The sequence below is a fragment of the Candidatus Cryosericum septentrionale genome, from assembly GCF_003570995.1.
In the GTDB taxonomy this organism is placed as follows: Bacteria; Caldisericota; Caldisericia; order Cryosericales; family Cryosericaceae; genus Cryosericum; species Cryosericum septentrionale.
Window position 1 is genome coordinate 22,098 of record NZ_QXIY01000005.1, and the last position, 21,871, is coordinate 43,968.

The window sequence follows — 21,871 nt, forward strand, 5'->3', positions numbered from 1 at the left end:
ACCGAAAAGGAGGATGTCGATGCAGCATGAGCTGACCACACACGTGGACCTGTTGAACGACACGGGCGAACTGAACGAGAAGGGCTGGGCACGCCGGCTGGTGGCCACCTACAACCGCGAACGCATTGCCGCAAGCTGGCTGCGCATCAAGGAGTGGGACTACTACTGTGTCCTGACCCCGGAGTATGGCGTCGCCATGACCATCTCAGACATCGGCTACCTGGCCAACATCTCGGTGACCTGGCTGGATTTCGTGAACCGGACTGAGGTCACGGAAACCATCATGAAGCCGTTTACTCGGGGGTCGCTCAACCTGCCACGCACGTCTGAGACAGGTGACATCGCGTACAAGGACAGTCGCATCGACATGCGCTTCACCCGCAACCCTGCGTCACGCGTGCTGACCCTGGATTCCCCGGGTTTCGACCATGGCAAGGGGATCAAGGGCAGTCTGAGACTGGACCAGGACCCGGCACTGGAAAGCATGGTGATCCTGACCCCGTTCGAGCATGCGCCGAAGGCCTTCTACTACAACCAGAAAGTCAACTGCATGCCCGCGACGGGAACCATCACCGTCGGCGGCGTGGACCATGTCTTCGACCCACGGACCTCGACGGGCGTTCTCGACTGGGGTCGGGGCGTCTGGACGTACCGCAACACGTGGTACTGGGGTTCCGGCTCCGGCCGTGTGGACGGGCATTCCTTCGGGTTCAACATTGGCTACGGGTTTGGCGACACGAGTGCCGCCAGCGAGAACGTCATCTTCTGGGACGGCAGGGTTCACAAGTTCGACCGCATCGAGTTCCAGATCCCACCGGACTCCTTCATCAAGGCGTGGAAGTTCGTGAGCAGCGACGGTCGATTCGACATGGACTTCGAGCCCATCCTGGACCGCCATGCCAAGACTGACATCGGCGTCATCAAGACCGTTCAGCATCAGGTCTTTGGGCGCTTCACCGGTGACGCCGTCCTCGACGACGGGACCCGGGTGCACCTCGACCACTTTCTCGGTTTCGCCGAGAAGGTATTCAACGCATGGTGAGGCCATCATGAGCGCAACAAGGATTCTTCCGGTAGGAGTACGCAACGCAGGCGACCTTGCCACGATATGTGCAGGAGAAGGCGCGAAGTCCGATCCATTGTGGGAACGGGCGACCAAAGCCAAGAGACAGTGGGCCCGCGACCGTCTCACCGAGCTGGGCACGTTTGCCTGGGTCGCCTACAACGGTGCCGACCCTATCGGCATGATCCAGTGTCATCCCGACCGCGACCCCATGGGCGTAGGTGTGGCTGTCATCGACTGCATCTGGGTTCCCAAGAAGTCCCGGTGGGGACGGGGCATCGGCAGCAAGCTTCTGGCAGAGGTTGAGACGACGATGCAACGCCAGCATCGCTGGTTCGAGGGCAAACCTGCCGACGGCATTGCCGCCATGGCCTTTCATGGCGAAGCTGAGGGCCAGCAGTCCGCCGAATCGTTCTATTTACACCACGGGTTTGTACGCGTGGGTGGCGACCCGGACCTCATGTTCAAGCCCTTCCAGCCGGATATCGTCTGGACCCCAACCCCCCGCGCAGTCGTGACACCGACGTCGCTTCCTGACGATCAGGCTCGTGTCACGGTGCTGCTCGGACCTCTCTCGTGTCCATTCCAGTACCGTATCCTCAGCCAGACCGGCACCTATGTCGGCGAGAAGCTCGGCATGACGGTCACCGAAGTGGACGCTGTCAGCGATCCTGAGGGCTACCTGGCTCACGGTGGACTCTCTGGCATCCTCGTGGGCGGCCGCCAGCTCCGGTATGACCTTCTGCAGCATGAGAAACTCGACAAGGAGCTCAGCGGATTGTAGTACCCCTGGAAGAACCAGATATGCCTCATCGGAGCCCCGCACCGCGGGGTTCTCTTGTGTCCAGGAGTGACGTCAGCGAGGTTCAGTTCGCAGACGGCTCAGAGGGGACCGCAACGCCAAACAACGGCCCCGTCGTCGTCCGGAGTACATCGATCGTGGGGATGACGTACGACACGCCGTCCACATACTCCGGCTTCCCGGGGAAGGGGACCGATTCCACGTCTTCGTACGCGACGTCCTTATAGGTCGATGCGATGCGCGCCATGACGCTGAACGACATGTCGGTTGTCACGGCCGCCTGCACGGCGCCGATGACCGCAGGCAAGCGCAGCAATGTCCGCACGTCTTTCGTCTGGTCGATGACGGCTGCCAGGAGCTTCTTCTGGCGCGCGACACGCCCATGGTCCTCGCCGGACCACGTGCCGAAGTCCCCAACAGCATCCATCCTGAACCGCGCATACTCCAGCGCCTGCTCGCCGTCGAGATGCTGCACGCCCGGCTGCAGGTCGATGAGCACGTCGACCGCTTTGTAGAGCATCCTCTCCTCGACATCGATGGTCACGCCGCCCAAGGCGTCGATGATACCGGCGAACCCTGCGAAATCGGTTTTGACAGTATAGTCGATGCGGAGACCCGGCAGCAGGTCTGTTGTGATGGTATCAACCAGCAGGCTGGTCCCGCCGTCCCGGTAGTATCCGCTGGAAGCCTGATTCAGCTTGTTGACGCCGTGGCCGGGGATTGTGACGCGCGTGTCGCGTGGGAGAGACAGCAGGCGTACATGCTTCGTCACCGGATCCAGCCGTACCAGCATGATCGTGTCTGCGCGACCGGGGTCATCCTTCGTGCGGGAGTCGGCCCCCAGCAACAGGACGTTGATGGGTTTGTCGAGGTCTGGCTGCGGCTGGACAGGTAATGGGGACACCACACGCTCCGCAGGAACGGGCTGGTCGTCAGTACCCGGTACCGAAGGGTTCGCAGTGTCATCACTGACGACGGAGGACGCCGGCAGAGCACGTGACACAGTGGCGATTCCAGCAAGCAGCGCCGTTATCGCCAGTAGTGCCAGGATCGTATGCAGAGTGCGCTTCTGTACCACCTTCTGCTCCTTGTGCCAGTCAGGGAACCTGGGCTTTAGTATACAGCACTATGGAGCATTCCCGTCGTCGGCGCTCTCTGACCTGCCATTCCTGCGCACATATGTTCCCTAATCTGTCATTCCCGCGTATGCGGGAATCCATCCTTGTCTCAGGGGGTGGGTTCCCGCCTTCGCGGGAACGACGGAGTCACTGCCCGCGACTGGTTGAAACCGAACAGGGCAGCCACACTCGGGACAAGATATAAGAGAGTCCCCATCACACGCGAATCCCGATTGAGGCGCAGCGGCTCTGCCAGCAGGAGAACCAGCAGGAGTCCCAGGACCGCGCCGAAGATACCTCGCCACAGGCTGTGAGGAAAATGCAGTCGCCACGCTACCAGCCACATGCCAGCCACAAATCCAACGGGATAGGCGAGGACACTTCCAAACAGAGCCCCGATGATGTCTCCCCAGCCACTGCTGGCACCGCTGCCCAGCTTCGCTCCCACCCAGCTGCCCAGCAGCAGCATGCAGCCTCCCAGGACAACGCCGGCGACCAGTTCCAGAAACGTCACCCGCAGCGATTGTTTCATGGGCGGGTCACGCTGCACTGCCGGTGCACCTAAAGCACAGGCTTGAGCAGCTCGACCACGTCGCGCGCCGTCAGGATGCGCAGCTTTCCGAGCGGACCCTCGGAAAGCGCATTGAACGCGATGTCACGGAGCTCACCGGCTGCAATGCCAAGGTCTCCCAGCGTCGACGGAGCGCCCCAACGCTGAAACGCCGTCTTCATAGCCGTGATGCCTTCTTCGACGGTGCCTGCGCCCCAGACGGTTCTCGCCCACCGCTGGAACTGGCCAGGGTTATTCTCCCGCTGGTAGGTCATCCAGGCGGGAAGGATGACCGCCATGCCGGCCCCATGAGCTACTTCGGGGTGCAGGGCACTCATCGCGGACTCAATGCTGCGCGCCGACCAGTCGCTGTCCTCGATGCCGGCGGCGCTCAGACCGTTCATGGCCAGCGTCGCAGCCCAGGCGAGGTTCGCGCGCGCGCCATAGTCCGCGTGGTCCGCCTGCAGTTGGTCTACCATCTTGATGACCGTGCGCATCAGCCCCTCGTCGAGCGCAAGCGTCGTCTCCTCGAACGACCCCACCAGGTAGGTGGCCATGATATGGCTGAGGACGCCAATGGCGCCGTTAACGGTCTGGCGCCACGGCAGGCTGGTCTGCACGCTCGGATCCACGATCGCAAACCGGGGATACAGGACAGGAGAGGAAATACTCCACTTCCTGTGCTGCTCGCTCTCAGTCAGGACGGCCCACGAGTCCATCTCACTGCCGGAAGCCGAGATCGTCAGAACGACGAAGACCGGGAGTGCCTTGTCGATCGGACACCGTTTCTCGAAACAGCTCCAGAGGTTGTCGACATACACGCCCGCCGCAACGCATTTGGCCGTGTCGATGACGCTGCCGCCGCCGACAGCCAGCACACCATCCACCTGCTGCTCACGGGCGATCTGCACCAACTGCTGGGCAAGCGCCAGCTCAGGATTGGGCCGAACACCCCAGGCTTCTACCGCATTGATACCCGACACGCTCAAGGACTGGGTGACAGCCTGATAGACGCCGTTCTCACGGATCGAACCGCCACCGGCTATCAACAGCACCTTGTGAGCGCCTTCGCGAGCGACGGCCGGGCCTACCTGCTGCACGGTCCCGCGACCAAAGATCACCCGCGTCGGATTGTAGAACTCGAAACTGTGCATGTGTCACCTCTTTCGCGCCGGTCCAGCGCGTCCTTTCAGATTAGCACCTGTGACTGACGGGTTCAAGCATACCGCGCCAGGGTGGCCAGTGCCCCAAACATGTACCAGACACCCGGCCCCACGGTTCGACCCGCCGCCTGCTCGCTCAGGAGGAAGGCTGGAATCTCATCCTTCATCAACAGGACGACCTCAATTTCCTCGCTCGGCTCCAGCTCCTGCTGAGGATGCTGATTAAGCGGGTCCGTCTCGTCGATCTCGGCACTGAAGATATACTGGTCGTCGTTGGACATCCCGACGTTCACCTTCAAGGGGCCGCTCGATGCGACGATGTGGCCGACGAATCCCGTCTCTTCACGCAATTCGCGCAGAGCCTCGACCTCGGGGTCGCTTCCCGCCGGCGCAACACCCGCGCAGAACCCAATGACGGTATTCTCGATGGCTTGGCGATACTGCCGCAGCAGCACGTACCGTCCGCTCGGCATCAGCCGTGCCACGACCACAACGACGTACGTGTCCGAAGTGCGAGCAATGCACTCCCAATACACCTCTTCGCCACTTTCGCTCACGAAGGTGTCTTCGCGCAGGACCAGCCAGTTGCCTTTCCCGATGATGCGTTCCCCTGTCTTTTTCATGTCCCTGTCTCCTTACCGTCCACAGCACGACACGCTGGACAGACGGTATCAGCATAGTACCTTTTCGCCGCAGTGCTCGCCGTGGCTAGTCCGGTTCCACTGTCAACGCGCCGATCCCGGGACGCCAGTCGAACACGGCGATATCTCCAACACTGTCGAAACCAAGCCGAACATATAACTGCACGACCTCGGGGTTCGCCTGCAACACGAGATGCGAGTAGCCCATACGAGCCGCCTGGGCCAGAGCCTGCCGGGTGAGCAGGATGCCCACTCCACGTTTTCGGAACATCTGAGGCACACCAAGCCAGTGCAGTCCCGCCACGCCGTCACCTGCAAACAACAGTGCGCCACCTACCCCGGTCCCGTCCTGCAATGCCGTTAAACGATGCCAGCGGCCGGAGAGGACGCCGGTCTCCGTAAGCATCGACTCCAGGTCATGAAACTGTGTCAAGCCAAACCCTTCGAGCACGACGCGCATCCACTGCTCCCGTTCATCCGCGGAGACTGATTCGACTACTGTGATGTCCGACGGCGCCTCCTCTACGCCCTCTACATCGTCGAGCGAGCGGACCATACCCGTCCAGGAATATTGCAGCTCAAGCCCATGACTCGCCAGCCGTGTCGTGAGGTCGTTGGGTCTGGAACAGCCGTCGACATACCAGGTGACCGGCACGGCGGCACGCCGAAACGGCAGCAGGAGCCGCTCGATGCCCTGATCGGCGGTGTCCGCACCGAGACGAGCCCTGAAGATGCGATTGCAGTCGACTTGCGGCGCCCGCACAGAGGAAGCGGACGCGTCCCCCAGGATGTACGTTCCCGGCTGGCCGTCCACGGTCAGGAAGTATTGCGCCATCTCCTCGCTGACGAGGCAGGCGCCGGCATCCATCGTCAGGTTGCCCAGAGCCATCTCAGTCCTCTTCCTCTTCGTGACCGCCGTGATCATCGCCCAATGCCTGCTCAACTAGGCCTCGCATGTTAGCCATCGTCGACCTCCTGTCGCCGGAGCATTGGTGTGGCTGCACGGCAACGCTGTTCCTGCCCTTATTCTACGCACTGGGCATTCCAACGCAACCATGTTGCACTATACTGGAAATACGAGTCTGGTGCGCCTCTGCCAGACCGTTCAGGAGACAACATGGCCAAACTTGTCAAAGCACCATCGACAGCGCTGAGTATGGCGCCGGCAGTCCTCGTGACTGCGGGCACGATGGAATCGTCTGACGTCACGACCCTCGCCTGGGTCGGCACGCTGTGCTCGGAACCCCCGATGATCGGCATCGGCGTCCGTCCGGAACGCTGGCTGCATCACTTCATCGTCGAGGGAGGCGCCTTCGTCGTCAACGTGGCCGATACTGCACACGCCCGGGAACTCGACTTCTGCGGCAACGTGTCCGGCAAGGATACCGACAAGTGGGAGCTGAGCGCTCTTACCCGCGAACAAGGAACGGCCACAGCCGTGCCTCTGGTGGCAGAGTGCCCCCTCAACATCGAGTGCGTCGTGCGCCAGACCCTGCACCTCGGCAGCCACGACCTGTTCATCGGCGAGGTCGTCGCCGTCCACATGGACGAGCGCGTTCAGAAAGGCGGGCGTGCCCTGGACCCAGTCTGCTACGTGAGCGGGCAGTACTGGAAGCTGGGGGACCTTATCGGCCCAATGGGGTTCTCGCGCAAGTAGCCGTGGTTTCCGGTCGACCCCTCCGCAAACCGCTCCCTGACGCCGTAGCGTGACGAAACAGTTCGGCGTTCGTTCGCACTTGCCCTTGTAGAAATCTCGCGATACTCTATCCTTCAGCTAGAATACGAGAGCAGAGCACTCGCCGTAGCCTCGGCCGATGGGCACTGATCTGATCTCGACACATCGAGTTCGGGAGAGAAGGAGATGCGAATGAAGAAAGTACTTGTTGCAGTGACACTCTTGGTGCTTGTCGTCGGTCTGGCGGGGTGCGGAGCGCCCAAGCAGCCTGCGACCACCAATCCAGGCCTGGATACCTCAGGAGACACCAACCGAACAATTGTCGAGGTCGATGCCAAAAAGGTCGAAGAGCTTATCCAGACGGACCGTGACCTCGTCATCATTGACGTATCTGGCAAGTGGGCCCAGGGGCACATCGTGGGTGCACTCGACACGCCGCTGGACAAGTTGCAGGACATCATCAACGGCAACTTCACGTTCAATGCCAGCAAGCACTTCGTCGTCTACTCGCACGATGAGGAATCCAGCAAGAAGGCGGCCAACATGTTGCTGGCAAGCTCCTTCACCGTTATCAACCGCCTGGTTGGCGGGTATGACGCGTGGGTGGCGAATGGCGGCTACACCGAAAAGCAACCCTGATCCCCATAGACGACGACAGCCCCGGTTACAAGTAGCTGGGGCTTCTGCATTTCCTGTCGTCCGCCGTTCAGGAGTGTGCCCCGCGTGGCAGGTTGACGTCGATAGCATGACCTAGGCGGCGCTCGACTTCTTCGGTGTACGTGCCTGAGCGTTTCTCGGCATCGTCGATTGCCTGCTGCGCGCGCGCATGGCCGGCAGCTGCAAACCAGTCCCGCGCAGTGATGCGCTCCATCCACTTGTGAATCCGAGTCAGCTCGGTCTCGTTTTCCTCGATCTCGGCGTATGTGAACTTCTCCTTCTCGGTCTCGCGGTCCAGCTCATACACCAGGCGTTCGCACTGCTCCACGATCTCATCGTAATCACCGTCGCGCTGCAGTTGAAACGCAGCAATCACACGAGCATCGTCTTCTTCCTCGACGAACTCCATCCTCCCGACGAGAACCTCACCCCCGCTGGACACCACCTCGGCTTTGAGAGCGAGCACCTGCGCGAGGAGGGTCTCCGTCATCGGCAAGACGGCGGCCCCCTGCTGGACGTAGACCGCTCCCAGCTCCTTCAGCTTCCTCCACAGATACACACGCGTGCGTGAGGGCTCTGTGGGGACCTTGTACGTGATAGTCAGCCAGGTCTTCATGCCACGGCCGTCGGGTTCGTGCCGGCTGAAGCTCGCATCAGGACCGTGAGGGCAATCATGGCCACGAACGCCAAGATGGACCCGAAGATGAACGGGGCACTCGGGTTGATACGCTGCCACAGGATGCCTGCAATGACACTGGCAGGCAAGGCACTGACTCCCACAGCGGCGTTGTACAGGCCGAAGGCGGTGCCGCGCTTCTCGGATTGCGGGACGAGGTCGGCGACCAGCGCGCTCGCGACACCATCCGTCATGGCGTAGTAGACACCGTACAGGGCATACAGCGCCCATACCTGCCATCCCTGTGTGGCCAGCCCGAAGCCCAGGTACACGAGGGCATACACCAGCCAGCCGGCGCGGATCACGCGGTTGCGCCCAATGCGGTCCGACACGATGCCGGCAGGGATAGACAATGCCGACGTCACGCCCTTCCACATGGCCAGCATGAGGAAGATCTGCACGATATCCAGACCGGCCTTCTGCGCCTTGAGCATAAGGAACGCGTCGCTGCTGTTGCCCAGCGTGAAGATGACGATGATGATCAGAAACGTCTTGAAACGCCAGTCGAATCCAGAAAGCGAAAGGTTCAGCGTCCTGGGGTTTCCCGTCCGTGGCGCGTTCTCACGAACGAAGGCGGCAATCAGGGGAAGAGCCAGAACGGCGGGGATACTTACCATGATGATCAGTTTCTGATAGATCGAGCGTGTCAGCGTCATCGCCGCCGCAGAGCCGCTGGCGGCAATCATGCCGGCCGCGGCCAGCATGCCGAAGACAGACCCGAGCGTGTCCATGGAGCGGCCATACCCGAAGGAGCGGCCCAGTTTCTTCTTCTCAGACGAGTCGGCTAGCAGAGCATCCTTGGGGGACGAACGAACTCCCTTCCCGGTACGGTCGGCAAAGCGCAGGAATGCGGCAAAGGGCCACGAGCTGACAAAATACAGCAGGGGCTTTGTGACATTGGAGATGGCGTAGCCACTGAATGCCAGCCACTTGCGCTTCTTCATCCTGTCGGACAGCCAGCCGAAGACCCACTTCAGGATCGTGGCCGTCGACTCCGCCAGTCCCTCGATGAACCCGATGATCGCCGGCTTGACGCCCAGCGCATTGGCCAGGAACAGTGGCAGGATCTTGACCGTCACCTCGCTGCTGAAATCCGTCAGCATCGAAACGAAGCCAAAGACGAAGACGTTCTGGCTCAGCCCGAAGAACTTGCGCTGCGGCTTCTCCTGTCCCATCTCCACCGGCGCGTTCACCTCACCTGCGTTTTCCACACAGCACCTCTCACGTGATACATGTAACTGTCGTTACAGTATATCCGCCGTTACACGACGTCAAGTGGGGAGTGCAAATAGTGTGGGCGCGACAATTAGAGTCGGAACATTTGACATTAAGTCGGGTCATTTGACATTAAGTCGGGTCATTTGACATTAAGTCGGGTAATTTGACAAAAGAGTCGGGTAATTGATGATATCCGCAGTGACGGGATGAGCTTCAGCATCGCATCCAACACTGATTGCGTCGGCGTCTGCGGCAGTGATGACATCGTCGATCCGAAGTGTCCAGAGTGTCGCTCCCTTCCCAGTCTCTCTTCTTTGGCCTCTCCCCGTGGCTAGAATTCGTTGATGATGCTACACTGGTATTAGAAAGCACGGCGCGGCTGTCTCGATAGCTAACGCCGAAGGGGGCAACATGGCACGCGGAAAGACAAAGGGTAGTACGACAGGAGCAAACCTGGGTTTCGAATCGAAGCCCTGGAGCATGGCTGACAGCCTGCGGGGCAGTATGGACTCGGCAGATGGCGGCTATCCTTGCGCTCCGGCGTGCTATAGTTATTGCACTTGGAAGAGCAAGCTCTCGGTGGTGCAGAGAAGACTGATGGGAGAAGAGGGCGATTCATGACCAGTGATGAGGGAATAGCGGTCGTCGGCAGGAACATTCAAGAGAAAGCTGCATTGATCTGGAACGTTGCAAACACCTTGTACGGAGCCTACAAGCCCCATGAATACGGTCTTGTCATCCTCCCCATGGTGGTTATCAAGCGATTCCACGACTGCTTGCTGCCCACGCACCAAGCTGTGCTGGACAAATATGCCGAGATCGAGGACTTGGCCGTCAAGGACGGATTCCTGCGATCAGCGTCAGGGTATCAGTTCTACAACACCAGCCCCTTCACGTTCGACACCTTGAAGGCTGATTCGGCCAACATCGAGGACAACTTCCGGGCCTACATCGCCGGGTTCTCGGACAACGTGCAGGACATCTTGGGCCGCATGAACTTCTCCGCGCAGATCGAACGCATGGTAGAAGCCAAGGTGCTGTACCAGGTCGTCACGGATTTCTGCTCTGACAAGGCGAACATGAGCCCCGACAGGATTCGGGCAATCGATATGGGATACATCTTCGAGAACCTGGTACAGCGATTCTCTGAGAGTTACGATGAGGAGGCTGGAGCGCACTTCACCAGCCGTGACATCATCTACCTCATGTGCGACCTTCTTGTGGCGAACGACCGGCATGCCTTCATGGACAGCGACGGCATTACCAAGACCGTCTATGACATGGCGATGGGTACCAGCCAGATGCTGACGTGCCTGGAAGAACGGCTCAAGCAGCTGGATGCGGATGCCGATGTCACCTGCTTCGGACAGGAGTTCAACGCGTTCACGTTTGGCATAGCGAAGGCTGACATGCTTATCCGTGGCGGCGACCCGGACAACATGCAATTCGGTGACACGCTGAATGATGACAAGTTCAATGGGTATCAGTTCGACTATTGCATTTCCAACCCGCCGTTCGGTATCGACTGGAAACGCGAGGCCGCCGCGGTTGAGGCAGAGCACAAGAAGGGACCGTCCGGACGATTCGGCCCCGGTCTCCCGGCAAAGAGTGACGGGCAAATGCTGTTCATGCTCAACGGCATCGCGAAGCTGAAACAAGGCGGCCGTATGTCCATCATCCAGAACGGCTCGTCGCTGTCCACGGGAGATGCCGAGAGCGGGCCAAGTGAGATTCGTCGCTATCTCATCGAGAACGACTGGTTGGACGCGATTGTACAATTACCCAACGACAGCTTCTACAACACTGGCATCGCTACCTACGTCTGGATTATCACAAAGGGTAAACCAAATGATCGTGTCGGCAAGGTGCAACTGATCGACGCCAGCGCGTGCTATGAGAACCGCCGGAAACCCATCGGCAACAAACGGGTTGACATCACTGAAACGGCGCGCGATCTGATCGTGCAGGTGTACGGCGATTACCGCGATGGCGCGTTTGAGGCGAAGACGCAGGATGGCAAGACCGTTGTTTGCAAGAGCAAGATGCTGGACGCGGTCTCGTTCGGCTACAATCAGATCACCGTCGAGAGCCCGTTGCTGAACGAACATGGCAAGAATGTCCTCAAGAACGGCAAGCCCGCTACTGACTCCCAGAAGCGTGATACCGAGAACGTGCCACTCGACGAGGATATCGACGCGTACTTCGAACGCGAGGTGCTGCCATACAACCCCGGCTCATGGATCGACCGAAACAAGACGAAGGTAGGGTATGAGATCCCCTTCACCCGAACGTTCTACGAATACAAGCAGCTGGAACCGGCCGGCGTCATTGCAAAACGCATCGAAGAGCATGAGCGCGTGTTGATCGAGAAGCTGCACGCCCTGTTTGGAAAGGACCATGAGTAAGGTGCGTAGCTATCCGCACATGGAAGACAGCGGGATCGAGTGGGTAGGCGAGATTCCAACTCACTGGCGGATTTTGCGCTTACGGTCGATATTCCGAAATGTCTCAGAGAGAAACCATCCTGACGCCGAGGTTCTTTCCCTGTATCGCGATTGGGGCGTCTTGCCGAAGGCGTCGCGCAATGACAATCACAATGTCACATCTGAGGACACAACGCAGTACAAGTTCGTGAGAGTTGGCAATCTGGTGATCAACAAGATGAAAGCGTGGCAAGGTTCGCTGGCCATATCGGGATATGAAGGCATAGTGAGTCCAGCGTATTACGTATGCGAATTCATATCAGAACAAGTGGACAAGCGGTTCATCCACTACTTGCTTCGATGCGATGCATATGCGCAGGACTTCGAACGGCTCTCTACTGGAATGCGAGTTGGACAGTGGGACCTGGGAATCGGAGACTTCATGCGCGTCCCTCTGATTTGTCCTTCGCTTGTTGAGCAGCAGGAGATGTCATCCTATCTCGATTCTGCTTGCGCTGACATCAACATTGCTGTCGCCGAAACCAAAGCCAGCATCGAGGAGTACAAACTGCTCAAACAATCGGTCATCACCCAAGCAGTCACCAAAGGGCTCGATCCGAACGTGCCGATGAAAGACAGTGGGGTCGAATGGATTGGAGAGATTCCATTGACATGGAATCGAGGGAATCTCAAGGTGTTGTTTTCTTTTGGCAGAGGATTGCCAATAACTAAAGCTGATTTGACAGAAGATGGTGTTCTCGTCGTAAGTTATGGTCAGATCCACGCCAAGACCAACACGGGTACGTGCCTTGACGATTCACTACTGCGGCATGTTGCATCGTCGTACCTGAACACAAATGTCGGGTCGCTGATTTACAATGGAGATATCGTGTTTGCAGACACTTCTGAGGATCTGGAAGGGATGGGAAATGCCGTGCTTATGGACAGGCACGAGGCAGTTTTCGCCGGTTACCATACCATTGTTGCTCGTCCAAACGACAAGACCATGTCAACATACCTTGCTTACTTGTTCAGAAGCGATCCTTGGAGGAGCCAACTCCGTTCAAGGGCGACAGGGATCAAGGTGTTCAGCATTACTCAACGAATGCTGAAGAGTTGCACTGTCATTCTTCCTCCGGAGCCGGACAGATCCGCGATCGTATCCTACCTGAACTCGATTTGCGCAAGGATAGACGGCCTGATCTCTGAGAAGCAGTCCATGACTTCCGACCTTGAATCCTACAAGAAGTCTCTCATCTACGAAGTCGTCACCGGCAAGCGGAGGGTCGCATAGGCCATGTCCGATAACGAGAAGCAATTCGAAGTCGATTTCGAAGCGTTCATGATCTCCCCCGCCGGGGGTTGGACGAAGGCGGATGACAGCGGCTACCGCAGCGCTCAGAGTGCTGGCATGGCTCTGGACATAGCAACACTGGTGAGTTTCGTCAAGAGCACGCAGCCCATATCATGGCAGCGATTTGAGCGGCAGTGCGGTTCGGACCCCGTGCACAAGTTCTACAAGGTGTTCGAGGACGCCGTTGAGGCGAATGGTCTAGTCTCTGTGCTGCGGCACGGGTTCAAACACCGCGGCATCGAGTTCCGGGTCTGTTACTTCAAACCGGAATCAACGCTGAATGATGCAGCACAGGAGCACTATCAACAGAACGTCTGCCAGTGCATCCGGCAATGGCATTACTCGGTCCAGAACCCCAACAGCGTCGACATGATTCTGGCTGTGAACGGCATCCCCGTCATTGCCATCGAATTGAAGAACCAGTTGACCGGGCAGAGCGTTGATGACGCGAAGAGACAGTGGATGTTTGAACGCGATGCGAAAGAGCCGGTCTTTCGACTCAACCACCGCGTCCTGGCCTTCTTCACCGTGGACCTGTATCAGGCATTCATGACCACCAAGCTAAACGGGGCGAAAACGACGTTTTTGCCGTTCAATCAAGGCAGCAACGGCGCCGGAAAGGATGGCGGTGCGGGCAACCCGCAGGCATCTGATGGCGACTACGTAACCTCATACGTCTGGAAGGACGTTCTGCAGAAGGATAGTTTGCTAGACATCGTGCAGAAGTTCATCCACTACCAGGTCAAGACCGAGCATGAGATACAGCCGGATGGGGCTGAACGAACCCATACCACGAAGGAGCTGATCTTCCCGCGGTATCACCAGCTTGACGTTGTCCGCAGACTGATTGCCAACGTGCGAGAAAAGGGTCCTGGCAGGAACTACCTTGTGGAGCACAGTGCTGGAAGCGGCAAGAGCAACAGTATCGCGTGGACGGCATACCGTCTTGCCAGCCTCCACGACGCAGACAACCGCCCCGTGTTCGCGAGTGTCATCGTCGTCACCGACCGCACCGTTCTCGATGCGCAGCTACAGGAGACAGTCTCGGGATTCGATCACACGCTGGGCAGCGTCGTGACGATTGACGAGAAGAAGAACTCGAAAGACCTCCGCGACGCGATCAATGACGGTAAGCGCATTATCGTTACAACGCTTCAGAAGTTCCCCATCATCTACAACGAGGTAAGCGATGTAACTGGCAAAGCTTTTGCCATCATCGTCGACGAAGCGCACAGCAGCCAGACCGGCACCAGTGCTGCGAAACTCAAGATCGCTCTGGCAGACACGACGGACGCGCTGAAGGAGTACGAGGAGCTAGAGTCCCGGAACGAAGAGGAAACGGATGATGCCGAAGACGCCCTTGTCAAGGAGTTGCTTGCTCATGGCAAGCACAAGAATCTGTCCTTCTTCGCGTTCACGGCAACGCCCAAGAACAAGACGCTCGAAATGTTCGGCGATGAGTACCGCGATGGTTCGTTCCATCCGTTTCATGTCTACTCGATGCGGCAAGCTATTGAGGAGGAATTCATCCTGGATGTCCTGGCCAACTACACGACGTATCGGATGTGCTACCAGATCGCCAAGAACACGCCAGACAACCCCGAAGTTCCTGTTTGGCAAGCTCTCAAAACGATTCGGCGATTTGAGGAACTTCATCCTCACAACCTGCAGCAGAAAGCGGCCATCATTGTCGAAACGTTCCGCGGTGTGACACGGCACGCAATCAGTGGGCGCGGCAAGATGATGGTTGTCACCGCTTCGCGTCTCGCGGCAGTGCGGTACTACCATGAGATCAAACGTTACCTTGAGACAAACAACTACAACGACATCGAGATCCTGATCGCCTTTTCCGGCAGTATCACCGACCCGGATAGCAACGGCGGTCCGGAGTACGGCGAGACCGGCATGAACAAGGATCACAGAGGGCACCGCGTCAGCGAGGCCCAGACCAAGCAGGTATTCCATGATGAGGGTAACATTCTGGTCGTCGCCGAGAAGTACCAGACCGGATTCGACGAACCGTTGCTGCATACAATGATCGTGGACAAGAAGCTGCGCGACGTGAAGGCTGTGCAGACGCTCAGCCGCCTCAACCGGATATATCCTCCTGACAAGAAGGACACGTTCATCCTCGATTTCGTGAATACCACCGACGACATCCAGAAGGCCTTCCAGCCCTACTATCAGGAGACGGTTCTCTCCGAGGAGATCAACGTCGATCTGATCTACAGGACTCAGAAGCAGTTGAGGGAATTCGGTGTCTATGATGACGGCAACATCGAGACAGTCAGCGCCATCTATTTCGACCCTGGCGACAGGCATGTCGGCAGCAACCAGTCCAGGATCTCAAACGCTCTACTGCCGGTTGCGAAAGCGTACAACGAGTTAGACCAGGAGCAACGGTATCAGTTCCGACGCTTGATACGGAACTTCGTGAAGTGGTACAACTACATCACCCAGATCTCGCGCATGTTTGACAAGCAGCTGCACAAGGAGTACGTGTTCTGCAGCTATCTTTCGCGATTACTGCCGGCAGACAAGGAGACACCGTTCAACCTTGATGATCGTGTTCAGCTCGAATATTACCGGCTCGAACAGACGTTTAGTGGATCCGTCCCCCTGACGCAGAAGCCAGGCGAAATCAAGCCAGCAGAGATCAAGGAGACTGGCAACAGAGACGATCGCAAGAGTGCACTGGAGGAAGTCATCGAGAAGATCAACACCGAGTACCATGGCGAATTCATGGACGCTGACCGCGTGATTATCACACAACTCCACAACAAGCTCAGGGCCAGCAAGAAGCTGCGCAGGGCGGCATCTTCGGAAATCGAGCAGATCTTCGTGAACAACGTGTTCCCAAAGATCTTCGACGACGTTGCGCAGAAGTCGTACGTTGAAAGCACCGAAGCCTATTCCAACCTGTTCAAAGACTCCGAGAAATACCGGATCTTCATGACGATGATTGGCAAATCGTTGTACAAGGAGATCCGAAACGGACTCAACGCCCAGCAAGGCGACAGAGAAGCCTAGTGGACTCGCCTGTACCGGCGGCAAGCGATCGATGACTAGCTGGCGACCTTGTATGCGGCAGCCCGTGCGATTGGTCCGGGCTGCCGCTGAACGTTTCATGCTGTGTCGTATCAGCTGACAACACAGTGCATTCTCCGGAGCCGTGACGTTTCGCAATGGAGGCATCGGTAGAAGGACACTCTTGCTTCTCAGTAATGGTTCGTGCTGTGTTTGAGAGGGTTTGTCGAGTGCATGTGTTTGCTCCGGCCATCGGCAGATCGTTCGGCCAGTCTGCGCCATACTTGTGGCTGTCCGCTCGGGCAGCGCCAGTACGGTACCAGCCAAAGGGCAGGGGAGTGCACACGAACTCGTCAAACGCCGGTAGTTACCTCATCTCTACCGGTCCTTCCGGAAATGCCCCACACCGACGGGTCGCGTGTCAATTCTACCTGTTCCACGGACTGTGACAATTCCTGGACAATGCTGAACCAGGTTGATCCGTATCATCGGCTCCATCCGCGCAGATCAAGCAACTGGCCGTGCTGCCGCCGCTCCCATTGGTCGAAGATCGGGGCTGTTCCACTGGAGTCTATGGCCCTGTGCCTGCGGTTCTGTGCTGCGTGCGGGGTAGATCCGGCGACTCCCCCGCGTTCTTGTCTTCCCCAGCGTAGGTGTCCATGGTGATTCTGGCTATACTGCCGTCAGAAACCACTGAACCTAGACTGCAGTAGTAGTCGAAGAGGGGGTAACATGAAGCGGAAACACAGCAACCAGGAATACGCGGACATCGTGCTGCGCACTCTTTATGCGAAGGATATTGGAGTCAAAGTCCGAAACATCGATGATCTCGTACGACTTGCAGGATCCAAACTCGATGGGGTCGACGACGGGACTCTCCTAAACATCGTTGGCTCGGAAGAGGGATTACTTGGACGAGGGCTTGTTGACTGCAAGTCCCTTGAAGGCAACGGAACCGGGATCGTCGACGTTCGCAACATTGACCTGACGCGGGCGGGTCGAGAGTATGTTGCCAAGAACCTACCGAAAACGAAGATAGGTGCCTGTCTGGGATGGCTGACGAAGAATATTCTGGGAGCAGCAATTAGCGCATCCGTTGGGTTCATTGTTGGGTTGCTTCTTGGGGTTCTCTTCAAACGATAGGTCTATTCAATGAGCAATGTTGACAGAGCGCCGCGGCCGCTCATCATGGGTCCCCCAAAACGCAGGTTCCTCAGATATGCAGTCTTTGGTGCCACGACCGTCGGAAAGCAATATGCGTGCCCGACTACTCCGAATTCGGATCAGAAAGGACTCATGGCTGCCGTCGGACAGATCCGGGTCAGCAAAGAAATCGTCACCATGGCAAATACCGGCCGCGAGGTCAGTAGTCAAGACGAGAGCGGGATGAAACACTCGTCTCGGGATGAAAGTGTCATCCAGTATCTGGAGTTCAATCGGCCGGTGTCCTATTCACTTGCAGAGACTTACCTTCCGAGACTATGTGATGCTTTCCTTGTCTGGGAATGCGGAATGCGCGAAGGCAATCAGTTCGCTCTGTGGCCTCTGGTTGGGCGCGTACGAGACACAATCGACACAACGAACATGTTCCCCACTGCGTTTCACGATTGGAGTCTCGGCGCGGACCTCTGGTGGCTCGATTTGTTCCGGCAATTGACCCCCTCTCCATATCCCAGTCAGGTCGACCTTCGCTGGAAGTCGATGCTGCAGTTCGAGGAAGCAACCATCAATTCGAGACGATTCACTGCAGCCGCAAATTACTTGGCCAAGAGTCTCTCCGATTTCATCGTCGAGTTGGACGAGTGGCAGGCCGGATATCTCCTGCAACCTGTCACCGAACCTAGCAATGCACCTGCGTGCTCAGCACATCTCAACGCCTACAAGTGCATTGAGGAGCTTTGGGGCGGAGAACAGCTGCCGGATGAACGTGACAAGGCCCGCGTTGTCCGGAAGTTCGATGCGATGTATCACGTCGATCTTACGAAGTCGTGGTCAGTACTTGTTTCCAGAAGAGAGAAATACGCGGACGTGCCGCTTGTCGACGTGATCTACCGCGTTCTGGACAAGAGAAACAAGATCTCCGGACACGGTGGAGCGTCAAGAGATCCGAAGAACAGGAAGTTCGCTCTTATTGACGTCCTTGACACCCAGCTTCTTGCACGGCAGTTGCTGATAGACTGCGCTATCGCCAAGTAGCCCGGGCACCTCTCCGATCGGTCCCGGGAACATCCATGCTGGAGCTCGGACTCGCAGCTGAGTGCGACAAACAGAGTCGTGGAATTTGACAATGTTTCGAGTAGTACGGTATTGTCATAACAATGTGGATGCTTTGTGTTGTTTCTATGACATCCTGGTGTATACTACTATTGCACTCGGAGGTGCCACAATGAACAAAACGTTTGCTAATGCTGGTCCGACGCTGAAGAATGTCCGCGAAAAGGGAAAGCTGACACAAGGTAATGTCGCGGCCTATCTTGAAGTGGATCAAAGCCTCATATCAAGATTCGAGTCTGGTGAAAGAACCCTAAGTCTTGGACAAATTGAGCAAGTAGCTACCCTACTGGGAGTTGATATCTCGGCGCTTGCAAGTGATACCGTCGAGGCAAAGCCTTTGTCCATTGCATTCAGATCCACAGACATATCGGTCCAAGATCTTCGAGCGATTGCTGTCATAACCAAGATTGCGCTCAACAGCAATACGATGACAAGGATGTTGAAAGATAGCGAACTGCATGAATAGCCCATCTTCCCCCAAGAATGAGGATTTGAGCGGAGAAGCCGCCGTATTGCGCAAGCGTCTTGGTGTAGATGCTTCCAGTCCTATCGATGCTATCCGGCTGGCTGGTGATGCTATTCCAAACTTGACCGTTGTGCACTATCCATTCGGAACAGGGATAAGCGGAATGTGCATCAAGGGTGATGGAAGTTCTGTCATAGCTATTAACTCGATAATGTCCGTCGGCAGACAGAACTTCTCAATGGCTCATGAACTATTCCACCTATACTACGACGCAAGTTCAGCGACGACCGTGTGTTCGACAGTAATTGGCAGTGGAAATAGCACAGAAAAGCGAGCTGATCAGTTTGCATCGCTCTTTTTGATACCACCCCCAATACTGTATGAATTAGTTGCCCCTGAAATCGAAAAGGGAAGAGTCTTGACTCTCAAGAGCGTTGTCAGTCTAGAGCAACACTTTCTGGTCAGTAGGCGAGCAATTCTCTATAGGCTTGTCCAGGACAGATATCTGAATAGCGCTCAAGCCGAAGAAATGAAGCATGGAGTCGTCGCTTCGGCTCTGGAATTAGGGTACGCAAAGACGTTGTACGTTCCGTCGCCAGAAAATGAACAAATGGCAACCACGGGGCGTTACATCAGACAAGTTGAAGAACTTGCAAGCAAAAACATGATAACAGATGGCAAATACAATGAGTGGATGCTAGCTGGCCTCAGAAAAGACCTGAACCACGAAGAAGACCTGAATCACGAAGAAGACTCCATTGGGAGCGAAGTAGTTGACTAAGCCAATCTTCTTTGATACAGACTGCTTGTCGGCATTCTTGTGGACAAACAAACAGGAGATACTAATCAAGCTCTATCCTGGAAGGCTCAAGATTCCAGAACAAGTGTACGAAGAATTGTCATCTCCAACGGTTCTGCATCTCAAGAAACGAATAGACGTTCTCATTAACGGAAAGAAGTTTGAGAATGTGAGAATACCAGACGACGAAGGCGAAGCGTCCGATTTGTACTTCGAGATGCTGCAATATCATCCTGGGCACAAGTCAGTCGGCAAAGGAGAGGCCGCCTGCGTTGCCTTAGCGAAAACCGTCGACGGTGTTGTTGCAAGCAACAATCTCAGTGATGTTCTTTACTACATAAGGAAGTATAATCTGCAACATCTAACTACGGGTGCTATCCTGGTCGAAGCCCTCGACAAGCGTTTGATTACGATTAACGAAGGCGAGGAAGTTTGGGGTAGAATGCTGTACTATGGACGCGCGATCGGAGCCAATACATTCTCAGACTATCTTCGAGATGCGAGGTAATGACTCACTGTCACACCATATGTGTCGTCATAGAACGTTTCACGCCGTTGCCTTGCGAACGCGGACATAGACTTGGCAACTTTAGAGCAACTGCTCTCTACTTACGACAACAATTTGGCAGCTGAGTTGGCATAACTCGTCAAGAGAATCAACAATGAGAGCCAGTGTTCCTCACTACATATGCGACCCTGCGTGGAACCATTGGCGGGATGTTCGGCTATACATCTTTGTTCCTGTGTCCATACGCTCCCATGCATGGTCCCTACTACCTACTCCTCCTGCTGATCACTCCCTCTTTTCTTGCCTTTCCCGTCTTCTGGCTATGGGTGGTCCTGAGCGTCCTGTATGTCGTGCTGCCGTCGAGAACGTGGGGATGGATAGGCAACACCCTGCGAAGGGCTTGGTTTGCGGTTCGGCACAGGAAACAGATGTAGCGACAGAACGAGGCAGTCTTTCAGCGAGCATCTAGTCGCCGGGTGGAATGCGTCAAGTTTCGCCCTCACTCTCCCTGTTCATTTCCCAAAACCCGGGTTCATTTCCGAATTCCCCGGTTCTTCGCCAATTCTCTGGATTCGTGCTGACGCCTTTGTCTGACTGACGCTTCTGCCAGTTTCGACCGAAACCGGACTCTCGTTTATCATCAAGTCGGCTGAGTCGTCAGCAGGACAAATGTCGTGTAATCCTGAGTGCCCTACGCAACCATGCGGGTTTGCGAACCCGGAATTACACGACTCTAATTGCAGAAACCATGGTGGGCGCGACAAATAGAGTCGTGGAATTCGACACTGGAGTCGTGTAATTGGTGACGATGGCGGACCAATTGCTCTTGCGGGATTTTGTACCAGAGCGGCCCTGCATGGCTCGCCGCTATTTCGCTCCCGGAGCCACCTCGAAGGCCTGTCTCTGTTAGTCTCCTGTCCGAGCTCCGCGATCTCGCCTTTTTGGCTCAGATTATCTGCATCATTGATTTCGTTTCTGCATATTGTGGGGAGCAGAATATGCAGATTTGTCGGAATATGTCCATGGCATACTCATGTCTCGGAATTGCTCGCAGTTCGCATCTGTGTTATCGAAGAGAGACTTCTCAACTATTCCCATAGCATTTCTATTGTCCTATCTTTTTGATGTACTTCGTGCTCCGTGCTCCGCCGGTCTTCGTGATCTCACCGTTTCTAACCATCCTTCCCAGGGCCGCTTCAATGGTCGTCGGGCTGATGTCCGGGAAAAGGTCTGAGATATCCTTTTTGGAGATGGGCTTTATGCTGCGCAGAACTGCGGCTTCTATCCTTTCTGCCTTGGTCGCGTGCTTTCCCTGAACGATATCGAAACGTTCATTCAATTTCCTGTAACAGACTAGCAGCGTCGTCAGGAAGTTTTCCATGAACGGGAAATAGGAGTTCTCATTCGTGTGCCAGTCTTTCGAAGACATCCTCAACGCTTCGTAGTATTGAGATTTC

Annotated in this window: 20 protein-coding genes and 1 pseudogene; 13 read left to right on the plus strand and 8 right to left on the minus strand. The window is 56.5% G+C overall.

The genetic code is table 11. The features are described from left to right. Window positions 1-19: 19 nt before the first annotated feature. Both SMC1_RS01835 and SMC1_RS01840 read left to right on the plus strand, forming a co-directional pair. Window positions 20-1,042 carry a DUF2804 domain-containing protein gene (locus SMC1_RS01835; RefSeq protein WP_119085112.1) on the plus strand — a complete coding sequence of 341 codons (1,023 nt, stop codon included), beginning with the start codon at window positions 20-22 and terminating at the stop codon, window positions 1,040-1,042. A 7-nt stretch (window positions 1,043-1,049) separates the two neighbouring features. Then, window positions 1,050-1,847, plus strand: coding sequence for a GNAT family N-acetyltransferase (locus SMC1_RS01840; protein ID WP_119085113.1), 798 nt, complete (start codon window positions 1,050-1,052; stop codon window positions 1,845-1,847). Between the two features lie 82 nt (window positions 1,848-1,929). Here the strand turns inward: SMC1_RS01840 and SMC1_RS01845 are convergent, their stop codons facing one another. The 5 genes from SMC1_RS01845 to SMC1_RS01865 all read right to left on the minus strand — a co-directional run bounded on the left by SMC1_RS01845 (window position 1,930) and on the right by SMC1_RS01865 (window position 6,280). Beyond that, window positions 1,930-2,943 carry an LCP family protein gene (locus SMC1_RS01845; RefSeq protein ID WP_119085114.1) on the minus strand — a complete coding sequence of 338 codons (1,014 nt, stop codon included), beginning with the start codon at window positions 2,941-2,943 and terminating at the stop codon, window positions 1,930-1,932. 149 nt (window positions 2,944-3,092) lie between these two features. Next, window positions 3,093-3,515, minus strand: coding sequence for a hypothetical protein (locus SMC1_RS01850; RefSeq protein ID WP_126855137.1), 423 nt, complete (start codon window positions 3,513-3,515; stop codon window positions 3,093-3,095). A gap of 29 nt (window positions 3,516-3,544) precedes the next feature. After that, the gene (locus tag SMC1_RS01855; protein WP_119085116.1) at window positions 3,545-4,687 is read right to left on the minus strand and encodes an iron-containing alcohol dehydrogenase; all 1,143 of its coding nucleotides are present in this window, start codon (window positions 4,685-4,687) and stop codon (window positions 3,545-3,547) included. A gap of 62 nt (window positions 4,688-4,749) precedes the next feature. Further along, a complete protein-coding gene (locus tag SMC1_RS01860) occupies window positions 4,750-5,319 on the minus strand; it encodes an NUDIX domain-containing protein (protein WP_119085117.1) in 570 nt (189 codons plus the stop codon). Window positions 5,320-5,404: 85 nt separating this feature from the next. Beyond that, window positions 5,405-6,280: a GNAT family N-acetyltransferase gene (locus tag SMC1_RS01865; protein ID WP_126855138.1), complete on the minus strand. Its 876-nt coding sequence runs from the start codon at window positions 6,278-6,280 to the stop codon at window positions 5,405-5,407. 174 nt (window positions 6,281-6,454) lie between these two features. Between SMC1_RS01865 and SMC1_RS01870 the strand changes: the two genes are divergently transcribed. Together SMC1_RS01870 and SMC1_RS01875 are read left to right on the plus strand one after the other, a co-directional pair. Further along, window positions 6,455-6,994, plus strand: coding sequence for a flavin reductase family protein (locus tag SMC1_RS01870; protein WP_119085119.1), 540 nt, complete (start codon window positions 6,455-6,457; stop codon window positions 6,992-6,994). A gap of 210 nt (window positions 6,995-7,204) precedes the next feature. Then, entirely contained in the window at window positions 7,205-7,651 is a 447-nt protein-coding gene (locus SMC1_RS01875) for a rhodanese-like domain-containing protein (RefSeq protein ID WP_165849130.1), read from the plus strand. Between the two features lie 67 nt (window positions 7,652-7,718). On the opposite strand, the gene SMC1_RS01880 is transcribed toward SMC1_RS01875, so the two are convergent. Both SMC1_RS01880 and SMC1_RS01885 read right to left on the minus strand, forming a co-directional pair. Beyond that, on the minus strand, window positions 7,719-8,285 hold the full coding sequence (locus tag SMC1_RS01880; RefSeq protein ID WP_119085121.1) for a Chromate resistance protein ChrB: 567 nt from the start codon (window positions 8,283-8,285) through the stop codon (window positions 7,719-7,721). Continuing rightward, the gene (locus SMC1_RS01885) at window positions 8,282-9,556 is read right to left on the minus strand and encodes an MFS transporter (RefSeq protein WP_207799268.1); all 1,275 of its coding nucleotides are present in this window, start codon (window positions 9,554-9,556) and stop codon (window positions 8,282-8,284) included. Before SMC1_RS01885 ends, SMC1_RS01880 begins: the two co-directional genes overlap by 4 nt. A gap of 624 nt (window positions 9,557-10,180) precedes the next feature. Here SMC1_RS01885 and SMC1_RS01895 point away from each other — a divergent pair. The 9 genes from SMC1_RS01895 to SMC1_RS01935 all read left to right on the plus strand — a co-directional run bounded on the left by SMC1_RS01895 (window position 10,181) and on the right by SMC1_RS01935 (window position 20,848). Then, window positions 10,181-11,968 carry a type I restriction-modification system subunit M gene (locus SMC1_RS01895; RefSeq protein WP_119085123.1) on the plus strand — a complete coding sequence of 596 codons (1,788 nt, stop codon included), beginning with the start codon at window positions 10,181-10,183 and terminating at the stop codon, window positions 11,966-11,968. Then, window positions 11,961-13,280 carry a restriction endonuclease subunit S gene (locus tag SMC1_RS01900; RefSeq protein WP_119085124.1) on the plus strand — a complete coding sequence of 440 codons (1,320 nt, stop codon included), beginning with the start codon at window positions 11,961-11,963 and terminating at the stop codon, window positions 13,278-13,280. Before SMC1_RS01895 ends, SMC1_RS01900 begins: the two co-directional genes overlap by 8 nt. Before the next feature lie 3 nt (window positions 13,281-13,283). Beyond that, window positions 13,284-16,370: a type I restriction endonuclease subunit R gene (locus SMC1_RS01905; RefSeq protein WP_119085125.1), complete on the plus strand. Its 3,087-nt coding sequence runs from the start codon at window positions 13,284-13,286 to the stop codon at window positions 16,368-16,370. 729 nt (window positions 16,371-17,099) lie between these two features. Beyond that, window positions 17,100-17,510 (plus strand): hypothetical protein, encoded by a 411-nt coding sequence (locus SMC1_RS01910; RefSeq protein ID WP_119085126.1) that lies wholly within the window; start codon window positions 17,100-17,102, stop codon window positions 17,508-17,510. A 9-nt stretch (window positions 17,511-17,519) separates the two neighbouring features. Then, window positions 17,520-18,563: a hypothetical protein gene (locus tag SMC1_RS01915; protein WP_119085127.1), complete on the plus strand. Its 1,044-nt coding sequence runs from the start codon at window positions 17,520-17,522 to the stop codon at window positions 18,561-18,563. A gap of 190 nt (window positions 18,564-18,753) precedes the next feature. Then, window positions 18,754-19,107 (plus strand): helix-turn-helix domain-containing protein, encoded by a 354-nt coding sequence (locus tag SMC1_RS01920; RefSeq protein ID WP_165849131.1) that lies wholly within the window; start codon window positions 18,754-18,756, stop codon window positions 19,105-19,107. A 25-nt stretch (window positions 19,108-19,132) separates the two neighbouring features. Continuing rightward, complete coding sequence (locus tag SMC1_RS01925) at window positions 19,133-19,888, plus strand: ImmA/IrrE family metallo-endopeptidase (protein WP_207799269.1); 756 nt, start codon at window positions 19,133-19,135, stop codon at window positions 19,886-19,888. Further along, window positions 19,881-20,414, plus strand: coding sequence for a hypothetical protein (locus SMC1_RS01930; protein WP_119085130.1), 534 nt, complete (start codon window positions 19,881-19,883; stop codon window positions 20,412-20,414). The genes SMC1_RS01925 and SMC1_RS01930 overlap by 8 nt, the downstream gene beginning before the upstream one ends. Before the next feature lie 164 nt (window positions 20,415-20,578). Continuing rightward, window positions 20,579-20,848 (plus strand): hypothetical protein, encoded by a 270-nt coding sequence (locus tag SMC1_RS01935; RefSeq protein WP_119085131.1) that lies wholly within the window; start codon window positions 20,579-20,581, stop codon window positions 20,846-20,848. Window positions 20,849-21,519: 671 nt separating this feature from the next. On the opposite strand, the pseudogene SMC1_RS10430 reads toward SMC1_RS01935, so the two are convergent. Further along, window positions 21,520-21,871 (minus strand): annotated as a pseudogene (locus tag SMC1_RS10430) (Fic family protein); the annotation flags it as partial.